The sequence below is a fragment of the Phyllobacterium chamaecytisi genome (assembly GCF_020164455.1).
Classification (GTDB): Bacteria; Pseudomonadota; Alphaproteobacteria; order Rhizobiales; family Rhizobiaceae; genus Phyllobacterium; species Phyllobacterium chamaecytisi.
The window spans coordinates 25288-36582 of sequence record NZ_JAIQWW010000006.1 but is presented as its reverse complement, the minus strand read 5'-3'; the positions used below and the strand labels follow the sequence as shown (position 1 = coordinate 36582).

At 54.0% G+C, this 11295-nt stretch carries 14 protein-coding genes; 8 read left to right on the top strand and 6 right to left on the bottom strand.

What is annotated here, in order from left to right; translation table 11 throughout:
• Positions 1–179: 179 nt before the first annotated feature.
• The 4 genes from rpmH to yihA all read left to right on the top strand — a co-directional run bounded on the left by rpmH (position 180) and on the right by yihA (position 3418).
• Positions 180–314 carry a 50S ribosomal protein L34 gene (gene rpmH, locus LB462_RS11025; protein ID WP_040853797.1) on the top strand — a complete coding sequence of 45 codons (135 nt, stop codon included), beginning with the start codon at positions 180–182 and terminating at the stop codon, positions 312–314.
• A gap of 47 nt (positions 315–361) precedes the next feature.
• A complete protein-coding gene (rnpA, locus tag LB462_RS11020) occupies positions 362–724 on the top strand; it encodes a ribonuclease P protein component (protein WP_224507805.1) in 363 nt (120 codons plus the stop codon).
• Between the two features lie 33 nt (positions 725–757).
• A complete protein-coding gene (gene yidC, locus LB462_RS11015; RefSeq protein WP_224507803.1) occupies positions 758–2611 on the top strand; it encodes a membrane protein insertase YidC in 1854 nt (617 codons plus the stop codon).
• A 174-nt stretch (positions 2612–2785) separates the two neighbouring features.
• Positions 2786–3418: a ribosome biogenesis GTP-binding protein YihA/YsxC gene (gene yihA, locus LB462_RS11010; protein ID WP_224508232.1), complete on the top strand. Its 633-nt coding sequence runs from the start codon at positions 2786–2788 to the stop codon at positions 3416–3418.
• An 80-nt stretch (positions 3419–3498) separates the two neighbouring features.
• Here yihA and LB462_RS11005 read toward each other — a convergent pair whose 3' ends face one another.
• The 3 genes from LB462_RS11005 to LB462_RS10995 all read right to left on the bottom strand — a co-directional run bounded on the left by LB462_RS11005 (position 3499) and on the right by LB462_RS10995 (position 5392).
• The gene (locus LB462_RS11005; protein WP_224507801.1) at positions 3499–4050 is read right to left on the bottom strand and encodes a fasciclin domain-containing protein; all 552 of its coding nucleotides are present in this window, start codon (positions 4048–4050) and stop codon (positions 3499–3501) included.
• A 95-nt stretch (positions 4051–4145) separates the two neighbouring features.
• Positions 4146–4856, bottom strand: coding sequence for an anti-sigma factor (locus LB462_RS11000; protein ID WP_224507800.1), 711 nt, complete (start codon positions 4854–4856; stop codon positions 4146–4148).
• The gene (locus LB462_RS10995) at positions 4853–5392 is read right to left on the bottom strand and encodes a sigma-70 family RNA polymerase sigma factor (protein WP_224507798.1); all 540 of its coding nucleotides are present in this window, start codon (positions 5390–5392) and stop codon (positions 4853–4855) included. The genes LB462_RS11000 and LB462_RS10995 overlap by 4 nt, the downstream gene beginning before the upstream one ends.
• 161 nt (positions 5393–5553) lie before the next feature.
• Here LB462_RS10995 and argB point away from each other — a divergent pair, with 161 nt between their 5' ends.
• The gene (gene argB / locus LB462_RS10990) at positions 5554–6456 is read left to right on the top strand and encodes an acetylglutamate kinase (RefSeq protein WP_112526645.1); all 903 of its coding nucleotides are present in this window, start codon (positions 5554–5556) and stop codon (positions 6454–6456) included.
• On the opposite strand, the gene LB462_RS10985 is transcribed toward argB, so the two are convergent.
• Positions 6457–6939, bottom strand: a complete 483-nt coding sequence (locus LB462_RS10985; protein ID WP_271895734.1) for an Lrp/AsnC family transcriptional regulator — start codon at positions 6937–6939, stop codon at positions 6457–6459.
• A 117-nt stretch (positions 6940–7056) separates the two neighbouring features.
• Here LB462_RS10985 and phhA point away from each other — a divergent pair, with 117 nt between their 5' ends.
• On the top strand, positions 7057–7890 hold the full coding sequence (gene phhA / locus LB462_RS10980; RefSeq protein WP_224507796.1) for a phenylalanine 4-monooxygenase: 834 nt from the start codon (positions 7057–7059) through the stop codon (positions 7888–7890).
• A 28-nt stretch (positions 7891–7918) separates the two neighbouring features.
• Here phhA and LB462_RS10975 read toward each other — a convergent pair whose 3' ends face one another.
• Entirely contained in the window at positions 7919–8674 is a 756-nt protein-coding gene (locus LB462_RS10975; RefSeq protein ID WP_224507794.1) for a GGDEF domain-containing protein, read from the bottom strand.
• A 171-nt stretch (positions 8675–8845) separates the two neighbouring features.
• On the opposite strand from LB462_RS10975, the gene LB462_RS10970 reads away from it, so the two are divergent.
• Together LB462_RS10970 and LB462_RS10965 are read left to right on the top strand one after the other, a co-directional pair.
• Complete coding sequence (locus tag LB462_RS10970; RefSeq protein ID WP_224507791.1) at positions 8846–9571, top strand: pyrimidine 5'-nucleotidase; 726 nt, start codon at positions 8846–8848, stop codon at positions 9569–9571.
• Positions 9568–10434 carry a DUF817 domain-containing protein gene (locus tag LB462_RS10965; protein WP_224507789.1) on the top strand — a complete coding sequence of 289 codons (867 nt, stop codon included), beginning with the start codon at positions 9568–9570 and terminating at the stop codon, positions 10432–10434. The genes LB462_RS10970 and LB462_RS10965 overlap by 4 nt, the downstream gene beginning before the upstream one ends.
• On the opposite strand, the gene LB462_RS10960 is transcribed toward LB462_RS10965, so the two are convergent.
• Entirely contained in the window at positions 10419–11261 is an 843-nt protein-coding gene (locus LB462_RS10960) for an LOG family protein (protein ID WP_224507787.1), read from the bottom strand. The two genes, LB462_RS10965 and LB462_RS10960, sit on opposite strands and share 16 nt — an antisense overlap.
• Positions 11262–11295 lie beyond the last annotated feature (34 nt).

Here is an 11295-nt window from a genome sequence, read left to right as displayed (position 1 = left end):
TTTTGAATCGCGTCAATCAATTGACTTATCAGCATCGTGCCTCTATAAGCCGCGCACGTCCGGGCTGACCGCCCCCACGACGAATATCGACGGCATATTCGCATATGCTAACGGCGGTCCTGATATGCTCCTGTCAAGAACAGACCACAAGAAGGGCCGCACACCGCGGTATTTAACAAATGAAGCGTACTTATCAGCCATCCAAGCTTGTCCGCGCACGTCGTCACGGGTTCCGTGCCCGCATGGCAACGGCAGGCGGCCGCAAGGTTATTGCAGCGCGTCGCGCTCGCGGTCGCAAGCGGTTGTCGGCATAAGGCATTCCGCGCAGACTTGTGCGGTTGGCCAGAGTTGGCACTATAGAATGAATGAGCAAAAACCACTCCGCCTTCGCAAGAGAGCGGAGTTTTTGGCTGTCCGAAACGGAGAAAAGCGCCGCGGCGTCTACTTTCTTGTCGAAGTCAAAGAGCGAGAGGACCAGGCTGGACCCCCGCGCGTAGGTTTCACGGTCACCAAAAAGAACGGGAATGCTGTTATCCGCAATCGCATCAAGCGGCGCCTCAGAGAGGCGGTGCGCGTCAATGTTGCTGATGACATGCAAGCTGGAACCGACTATGTGATCGTTGCTCGCCGCGATGCGCTGAACGCGCCGTTCGCTGACTTGACGCGGGAACTCTCCAAACGGGTTTCCAGGAAAATATTGACCCGGCGTTCGACAAAGCCTTGACAGGTACCCGCGAACCCGACCCAAGGACTGACAATGGAAACCAACCGTAATTTCTTCATCACCATTGCCTTGTCCATTGTGATCCTGACGCTTTGGCAGGTGTTCTATATGAACCCCAAGATCGAAGCTCAGCGCGAACAGGCCCAGATCGAGGCTACGCGACAAGGACAAACGCGTGTTGACGGACAGGCGAGCACGCCGGCAGGTACTGCCACCAACGGCAATGCAGCAAATAATCTCCCGTCTTCGACCCCCGCTACTCCCGCTGCAAATGTCCCAGGCCAGTCGCAAGATGCTGCTCAGGCAGGTAGTCTCACGCGTGCCGCCGCCCTTGGTCAGACACAGCGTATCAAGATCGATACACCCAGCCTTGGCGGCTCGATCAGCCTGACCGGAGCGCGGCTCGATGATCTGCAGTTGAAGCATTATCACGAGACCGTCGACGATAATTCGCCCAATATCGAGTTGCTAAGCCCTGCGCAGATGGCCGATGGCCAGTTTGTTGAGGTTGGGTTCGCGGGAAATGATCTGACCGGGACCGTTCCAGGCCCGACGACCGTTTGGACCCGCGAGGGCAACAATGATTTGACGGCGTCCACACCTGTTACGCTGTCCTATACCAATGAGAAGGGTCTGGTCTTCAAACGGACGATCAGTGTCGACGAGAACTACATGTTCACGGTCAAGGACGCTGTGACCAACACGACCTCAGCACCTGTTTCGCTGGCCTCTTACGGACGTGTGACGCGCTTCTCGAAGCCTCTGCATCCGAGCACCTACGTGCTGCACGAGGGCCCGATTGGCGTGGTCAACGACAAACTGATCGAATACAAGTTTGCCGCAATTGAAAAAGAGCGGGAAGTTGCGCCAGACCGGTCGACCACCGGCGGATGGGTTGGAATTACTGACAAGTATTGGGCTGCTGCGCTCGTTCCAGCGCAGGCAACGCCGTTCAAGATACGCTTTTCATATTTCGATGACGGACGTCCCCGCTATCAAAGCGACTATCTGTCTGATGCGGCGACAATCCAGCCGGGCCAGACTGCATCGACCGACAACCTCATATTCGCAGGCGCGAAAGAGGTCGGCAAAATCAATGCCTATATGAATGACCTGCATATTCCGCTCTTCAAGAACTTGATCGATTGGGGCTGGTTCTATTTCATCACCGAGCCGATGTTCTATCTTATCGACTGGCTCTACAAGGCTATCGGAAACTTCGGCGTCGCCATTCTGGCGGTGACTGTTATTCTGAAAGCCTTCTTCTTCCCGCTTGCCAACAAGTCTTATGCCTCTATGGCGAGGATGAAGCTGGTACAGCCGAAGATGACCGAAATCCGCGAGAAGTATGCGGATGACAAGGTCAAACAGCAGCAGGCCATGATGGAATTGTACAAAACGGAGAAGATCAATCCGATTGCCGGCTGTTGGCCGGTCCTGATTCAGATTCCGGTTTTCTTTGCGCTCTACAAGGTCCTCTACGTCACCATAGAAATGCGCCACGCGCCTTTCTTTGGCTGGATCCAGGATCTGGCTGCTCCCGATCCGACATCTTTGTTCAATCTCTTCGGCCTTATCCCGTGGGCGGTCCCTGCGTTCCTGATGATCGGCGTCTGGCCTTTGATCATGGGCGTCACGATGTTCCTGCAGATGCGTATGAACCCGACACCCCCGGATCCGACGCAGCAAATGATCTTTAACTGGATGCCGCTCATATTCACATTCATGTTGGCGACTTTTCCGGCAGGATTGGTAATCTACTGGGCGTGGAACAATACGCTGTCGATTATCCAGCAGGGCATCATAATGAAGCGCCAGGGGGTCAAGGTCGAATTGTGGGACAATCTCACCGGGCTTTTCCGCAAGAAGCCGAAACCCGCCGAATAGCAACGAACCGCTGAACTACTCAGAAGGCCCCCGGCTTGATCGGGGGCTTTTCTTTTGCGCGGTTGACAAGCCTCTCATAAACATTGATTGCAAGCACGGCCGTCTGCGGCAAATGGATGGAAGAAATTGACCGAAACGCAGCAAAACACCAACAGGCTCATCGAGAAGGGCAGAATGCTCTTCGCACAGGGCTGGGTTTTTATCCGCGGCGTTCCTGCGATGAAGTTCCTGCCGCCGGAGGGCCCGCTCGAAATTGCGTTCGCCGGGCGTTCCAACGTTGGCAAATCGTCGTTGATCAACGCGATCATCGGCCAGAAGGGCTTGGCCCGAACATCGAATACACCTGGACGGACACAGGAGCTCAACTATTTCGTTCCAGATGGCCATTCAGGCCAAGACGGCGATCTTCCTCCCCTCGCGGTCGTGGATATGCCGGGCTATGGCTTCGCTGAAGCGCCCAAAGAACAGGTCGATGCCTGGACACGGCTGGTTTTCGATTACTTGCGCGGACGTACGACGCTCAAGCGTGTCTACCTGCTGATTGATGCCCGCCACGGGGTGAAGAAGAATGACGCCGAGGTATTGGACCTGCTTGATCGAGCCGCCGTATCCTACCAGATCGTCTTGACCAAGATCGACAAGATCAAACCCGCCGGAGTGCCGCGTTTGATAGAAGAGACAGCACAGGCCATCAGAAAGCGCGCCGCGGCCTATCCGGAAATCCTGGCGACATCGTCTGAAAAAGGTGGCGGGCTGGATGAACTCCGGGCGGCAATTGCCCAGCTTCTCGAAGAACAACGTAAATAAAAAAAGCCCCCCACGCGATCCAACGGATCGGGCGGGGCAAAAGCCTGGTTCACTCTGCGCAAATGAACCAGGGTCTCTGACTACATTTTTGGCAGAAGAACCTTGTCGATCACATGGATGACGCCGTTCGATTGCTTGACATTGGCGATGGTGACTGTAGCCACCGTGCCGTTTTCATCGGTCAGGGTAAGCTTCTTGCCCTTGTATTTGGCGGTCCATACGCATCCACCGACCGTCTTTACCGGATGAGCACCTTCGTCATCATCGATCATCTTCATGATGGTCTTGGATGAAGCGTCGGCAGCAACGACGTGACAGGTGAGGATCTTCGCCAGCTTTTCCTTGTTTTCGGGCTTTAGCAGCGTGTCGACGGTTCCTTTCGGAAGCTCGGCAAATGCCTCATTTGTAGGGGCGAATACCGTAAAAGGCCCCTTGCCCTGAAGCGTTTCGACAAGGCCGGCCGCTTTGACTGCAGCCACCAGTGTTGTGTGATCCTTGGAGTTCACTGCATTTTCAATGATATTCTTGTTCTCGTACATGGCCGCACCGCCCACAGTCGGGTTCTTGGCGTACGCAGTTCCGGCAACCAGCATGGCCGAAAGTGCGATCAGGCCCAATGATTTCTTCAACATACTTCATCTCCATTGTTTGTTTCCCCTCAGGTGAGGACAGATGGAGATACGGGAGGTTGGAGACTTAAGTTTCAGACGACGTCAAAATTAACGCTCTAAATTTTGCGCACGATACCCGCAGCGACAATTGGGCCGGTAGGAGCGCCGCCTGGTGCACCTCCAACAGGCTCTACAGTCAGCGCCAGTGTCGTACCGTCACGCAGCTTGGCGAGTAATGGCGACGGTAGATTGAACTCTGTCACTTGCGGGGAAACCATCAGGCCGAGCGAGACGGGCGCTTCATTGCCGTCAATCAGCCAAAGTTCGAGCGAACGGTCCTTCGGCATGTCGCCGCTGACGACGGTTACTTTCAGTTTCTTGGTCTGGTCATCAAAAATCGCCAGCGTGTGAACGTTGCTGCCTTGTGTCTCCATCGATGCGACCAGTTGCTCGCTGATCCGGGCAGGGCGCTCGATCAAATCACGGCCAATGCCGATCACAGCAAAAGCAAGTGCGGCGAAGGCCAGTCCGCGCCAAAAGGCAATATTGTTCCAGAACGACGAACTGGCGGCCACCTCGATGGCAAAGAGACGTTGATCGATCCGGCTCTTCAGATGTTGCGGGGCTTGCGCCGCGTCGTACTCATCGTTGAGAGGGTCGAATTGTGTCTGCCAGCGTGCAACCAGTTCCGCAAACGGCTTGTCCGTTTCGATACGGCGCGCAACTTCCCGGCGCTCCTGCTCGGGGAGCACACCCAACACATATTCGGCGGCGATGAAATCATCGCCCTCCGGTATCATGTTATCATCGGGTTCAGTCGGGCTCATCCCTCTAGGCATTCCTTCAGTTTTATCAGGCTGCGGCGCAGCCAGGTTCTCATTGTATTCAACGGCACATTATGGCGGCTGGCCAGTACCTCGTAACTGTCGCCATTCAGGTAGGCGCCACGGACGGCCGCTGCTCTGTCTGCCTCCAGCTGGCCGAGGCAATCATAGATCCGTTGCGCTTCCCCACTGGCGACAGCAGCCTGTTCGGGATTGGGTGACGGCTCAAAAACGTCTGCAGCCTGATCCAATTCGACCGCTGCAGGCTTGCGGGACCGCAATACGTCAATGCAGTGATTGCGGGCGATCGCCACCAGCCATGAAATAGGACTGGTATCCGCGACGGCGAATCGGCCCGCCTTGTTCCAAATCTTGACGTAGATGTCCTGTAGCGCGTCTTCTGCTTCCGTTCGATTACCCAAGACACGCAGGCATACACCAAAAAGTTTCGCGCTTGTGGCGGCATACAGCACATCGAAGGCCGCGCGGTCCCGTAGCGAAACTCGCGAAATCAGCTCCGATATGCCTTCAGGCGTCATATAAATGGCGTTTCCAACTCTTATCGCTCAATTTAAATCTGCCGAGGGGTTGCACTGTCAATGGCGGATAAGAAAAACGTCTGCAAATGGCCTAAATCATGTTTGCCCGAAACCGTCTTTAGCGTTAAGAACCCCCGTCCTTCCCAAGCTGGAGCTTGCGCATGTCCTCCACATCCGACGCCGACCACACTGCTGAAATTCAGGCAAGTCTGCTTTCTGCTGCTCTGCCCTATATGCAGCGCTATGAAAACAAGACCGTCGTCGTAAAATATGGTGGCCATGCCATGGGTGACGCGGCTCTCGGTAAGGCGTTTGCCCGCGACATAGCGCTTCTCAAGCAGTCCGGTATAAATCCCATCGTTGTCCACGGCGGCGGACCGCAGATCGCATCCATGCTGGCACGCATGGGCATCGAGTCCAAGTTCGAAGGCGGACTGCGCGTAACCGACGCGAAGACGCTCGAAATCGTCGAAATGGTGCTCGCTGGCTCGATCAACAAGGAAATCGTCGCTTTGATCAATGCCGAGGGCGAATGGGCAATCGGCCTGTGCGGCAAGGATGGCAATATGGTCTTTGCCGAAAAGGCGAAAAAGACCATCATCGATCCCGATTCCAACATCGAGAAGATCGTCGACCTCGGATTTGTCGGAGAGCCGGTAGAAGTCGACCGCACGCTGCTCGACCTTCTTGCTCGTTCCGAGATGATACCCGTCATTGCGCCTGTTGCGCCCGGGCGTGATGGCCACACTTACAATATCAATGCAGATACGTTCGCTGGCGCCATCGCCGGCGCGCTTGCCGCCTCTCGCCTTTTATTTTTGACGGATGTTCCCGGTGTTCTCGACAAGGACAAGCAGCTTATCAAGGAACTTTCCGTCGCGCAGGCACGTGCTCTGATCAAGGACGGCACCATATCAGGGGGCATGATCCCGAAGGTTGAAACCTGTATCGATGCGATCAATCGCGGTGTCGAGGGTGTGGTCATCCTTAATGGCAAGACGCCTCATTCGGTTCTGCTCGAACTTTTCACGGAACGCGGTGCAGGAACGCTGCTCGTTCCGTGATCACTTTTTGAGATGATCGAGCGGGATTTTCCCGGGCCCTTTGATATTCTGCAGCACCAGTTGGGTATGCACATCTCGCACGCCCTTCAAGCGCATCAGCCTGTGCATGACGAAAGCATTGAGATCGTCCACGGTGGGCACCATGACATGCAGAAGAAAATCATGTTCGCCGGTCATGGTCCAGCAAGACGAAACCTCGTCCATACGCTGAATTTCTGCGATAAAGCGCTCGGGAGAATCGTCGCTATGGGTGTTGAGACGCACCTGTATGAAGACTTCTACCATCAGTCCGATCGATCGTCTGTCAATGGTGGCTGCAAAGCCTTTGATAACCCCGCTTTCCTGCAACTGCTCGAAGCGGCGGGCGCAGGGCGTGGCGGACAGGCCGATCAATTGGGCGAGGTCAGTTATCGCAACGCGCCCATTGCTTTGGAGAATTTGTAGCATTTTGATTTCGAAGTCGCTGAATTGAGGTGAAGTCACTCAAAACTCTCCCTATCATTTGTTAATTCACTCATAATGATGCTTAGCGCAGCTGATTAAGTCAAATCCCCTCATTTCCCCATCGTATCCTCCTGGAAACCAATCTAGGAGGAAACGATGACTATCAGCGTTGAGGCTTATGCCCGGGAGTGTGCCGAACAGGGACTTCGCGGTAACTATGCGGTTTGCCAGGCGGATTTCACCGTTGAACAGAAATATGACTATTCCGATGAAGACCAAGAGGTCTGGCGTACCCTGTGCGATCGCCAGACAAAATTGACGGAGAAGCTTGCGCACCACAGCTATCTCGACGGCGTGGATGCCCTAGGACTTCTCGACCGAATACCGGATTTTCACGAGGTGAGCGAGCGGCTTCATAAGCTGACCGGTTGGGAAATCGTTGCCGTGCCAGGTCTTATCCCGAATGAGCCGTTTTTCGACCATCTTGCCAACCGGCGCTTTCCGGTGACGAACTGGCTGCGCAGCAAGAAGGAACTCGACTATATCGTTGAGCCGGACATGTTTCATGATTTCTTCGGTCACGTTCCTATTCTCAGCCAACCGGTATTTGCCGATTTCATGCAGCTTTATGGTGAGAAGGGTGGTGCCGCATCTCGCATGGGCGGAGAACAGCTGGCAGGCCGGCTTTACTGGTACACTGCCGAGTTTGGTCTTATGCGTGAGGGGGGCGCATCACTCAAAGCGTTTGGTGCCGGTCTTATGTCGTCGTTCAGTGAACTGCAATTCGCTGTAACGAGTCCGGACGCCCATCACGTACCATTCGATCTGGAAACGGTGATGCGTACTGCGTATGAAATCGACAAGTTCCAACGGGCATATTTCGTGTTGCCATCCTTCGCCGCGCTGAGAGATGCGTTTGAGAAAGCCGACATGGAAAAACTGGCTGCGCGCTGGAAAGATGTTGATCCATTGGATCCGGCAACGGTCTAAGAAACAAGCCTTCTATCGATGGGTCATCTCAAGCCGCATTCTTCATGTTTGACTCGATGATCACACAATTGCGGCCGTTGCGTTTGGCCTCATACAACCTGCGATCGGCGATCTGAAAATGATCGGCGATCGCTCCACTTGCCAGACCAACAATACCCCCAATACTGACACTCAACGAGACGCGTTCGTTTTCCGGAGTACGGAACTCAATGCGGTTCACTGCCGCCCGAATGTTTTCGGCAACAGATTTTACATTGTCCTCATCATCCGTTGCGAGAAAGACAGCGAATTCCTCGCCGCCGATGCGTCCGATACTGTCCTCTTTTCCAAGACAGCCAGCGATACTCTGAGCAATTGCCATCAACGCGCCATCGCCATTGTAATGGCCATGAACATCATTGATTTTTTTGAAATGATCCGCGTCTATGATCAGGAGAGAACTTGCCTCTCGCGTACGGACATCCTCGATATGGTTGAAGAACGCTTCGCGATTGAGCAGGCCTGTCATACTATCGCGTGATGACTTCTCGAACAGTTTCGCATTGGTGGTCTCAAGCTCCCGCATGACGTGATTGAGTCTTTCGAGGGTCAGCCGCAGTTTTTCCGACTGGCGAAAGACGATGAAGGAAATGGCTGGAGAAATCATCAAGGGGCAAATGGTCGCGATCATATATCCCCTTGCGTCATGCATATCGTTGGCCGTCATGATGGCCCCGGTAATCAGCAGGGAGCCCATAACGGAAACGACCATAACCATTGCACATTTGAGGAGAATTCTGGACATCGGACCTCGGAGACAGCTCTTAACCAATACGAGGAACAAATGAAGCGGTTATTAGCGAAAAATTTAAAAACGGTCGTAGTTCAGACTCTTTTCGTCTATTGATTCGGGAGCGAAACAGAATTTTCTGCATTTGCTTTTGCCTATCAGAAAACGGCGGAACCTTAATCGCGTATGACAAATCAACCAGAATCCTTGAACTTTGCCCATGTGACCGATTGGGTCTTTGATCTCGACAATACCCTGTATCCACATCATTCAAATCTGTTTTCCCAGATCGATGTGAAAATGACGGACTATGTTGCTGATCTTCTGAAGCTGTCCCGGACCGATGCGCGGCAGATGCAGAAGCAATTTTACAAGGATTATGGCACGACGCTCAAAGGATTGATGGACCGTTACGAGATCGATCCGGACGACTTTCTACAGAAAGTCCACGATATCGATTATTCCTGGCTGGTGCCGGACCCTTCATTGGCCACCGCCATCCGGCAACTGCCTGGTCGCAAGTTCATTTTCACCAACGGTAATCGCGGACATGCCGAGCGCGCTGCCCGTCAGCTTGGCGTTCTTGATGAGTTCGATGACATCTTCGATATTGTCGCGGCGGAATTGCTGCCAAAGCCTGCTCAAGCGACTTATGACCGCTTTTTAGCGCTGCACAAGATCGACGCGGCAAGCAGCGTGATGTTCGAAGATCTGGCGCGCAACCTTATCGTGCCCAAAGCTCTGGGGATGACGACGGTGCTGATCGTTCCAAACAATTTCGAACCGACATTCTCGGAAATCTGGGAGCGCGATCCGGGTCATACCGATCACGTCGACTATGTTACGGACAACCTGGCCTCGTTCCTCAGTGCTATCCTGCCCGGTCAGACGGCGCTGAATGTGCCTGCTTGAAGCGGTTTACCTCCGTTGAAGCGATAATCGATGATGCGGCGCATCGTGTGCTTGAACGATTGCCGCAGTCCGGTTTTTGTGGCGCTCTTGTCGAGTTTATCGTTTTCGGGATCAAACAGGCTTGGGCCTGTCTCTTCGGTGGTGCGCTGCTTGCCGCGATCATGCTAACACGGTTTTTCTGGCCCGATGGCAGCTGGCTAGCGCGCTACGACTTTCTCTTTTTTGTAGCCCTCACGATTCAAGTTTGCATGTTGCTATTTAGACTGGAGACCTGGGAAGAAGCCAAGGTCATTTTCATTTTCCATGTGGTCGGAACAATCATGGAGATATTCAAAACCCATGTGGGATCATGGATTTATCCGGAAGCCAATATTTTCAGAATTGGCGGGGTGCCGCTGTTTTCAGGTTTCATGTATGCAGCAGTCGGCTCATATATGGCGCGCATCAATCGGATATTCGATATCAGGCTTGAACGCTACCCCTCATTCCCGCTGACGTTTCTGCTCGCCATTGCCATTTATGCGAACTTCTTTGCGCATCATTTCATACCGGACATCAGGGTTGTCCTTTTTGCTGCGACAATCGCCCTGTTCTGGCGCACCACGATGCATTATCGCGTCTTCCGCTTTCGCCACAAAATGCCCTTGCTCGTAGCTTTCTTTCTTGTTGCGTTGTTCATCTGGGCTGCCGAAAACACCGGCACCTGGTCAAGGGCTTGGATTTATCCGGCGCAGGTCAATGGATGGGCGCCGGTGTCTTTTGCAAAGCTGGGATCCTGGTATCTGCTGATGATCATTTCCGTCGTACTGGTGACCTGGGTCTATCCGCCACGCGGCAATGACGAAAATCAGGAAAGATCGTAGAAGGTCTTGATCACGTCCCAAGCCTCCTCGGCAGTATCGACGAATGTAATCAGCTCGCGATCGGACGGCGAAATGACTCCCTGCTCCGCCAGGAAATCGAAGTTGATAGCCTTTTCCCAAAATGGCTTGCCAAACAGGAGAAAAGGAATGCGCTCCATACGTCCGGTCTGAATGAGGGTGAGGGCTTCGAAAGTCTCGTCCATCGTCCCGAAGCCACCAGGAAAGATCGCCATAGCCTTGGCACGCATGAGGAAATGCATCTTGCGAATGGCAAAGTAGTGGAAGTTGAAGCAAAGCTCAGGCGTTACGTAGGCGTTAGGTGCCTGTTCGTGCGGCAGCACGATATTAAGCCCTATCGTTGGCGCGCCGACGTCCGCGGCGCCACGATTGCCGGCCTCCATCACCCCGGGCCCGCCTCCGGTAACGACAACGAATTCGCGATTATAGGTCGTTGAAGAGTAGGTCGAGCAAAGCTGGGCGAACTTGCGTGCCTCGGCGTAATAGTGAGAATTGGCTTCGAGGTTCTTCTTCTGGATTTCGTTTTTTGCAGCCCAGGCAGCACCGCCCGGCTCAGGAATGCGCGCCCCGCCGAAAAGCACGACGGTTGATCGAATGCCGCGCTCGGCCAGCGCCATCTCCGGCTTGAGCAATTCGAGCTGCAGACGCACTGCACGAAGTTCACGCTTCGTCATGAAATCTGGATCGGCAAAGGCCAGGCGATAGGTAGGCGATTGGGTTTGTGGCGTTTCCGGTGCGCTCTCTACGCGGCGCACGGCTTCGGAAGAATGCGAGAATGGCGTCCAGCTGTGTTTTTCATCAGTGTTCAATTGTTTTTCTCCTTCTGCGGACACTTATGGCGCT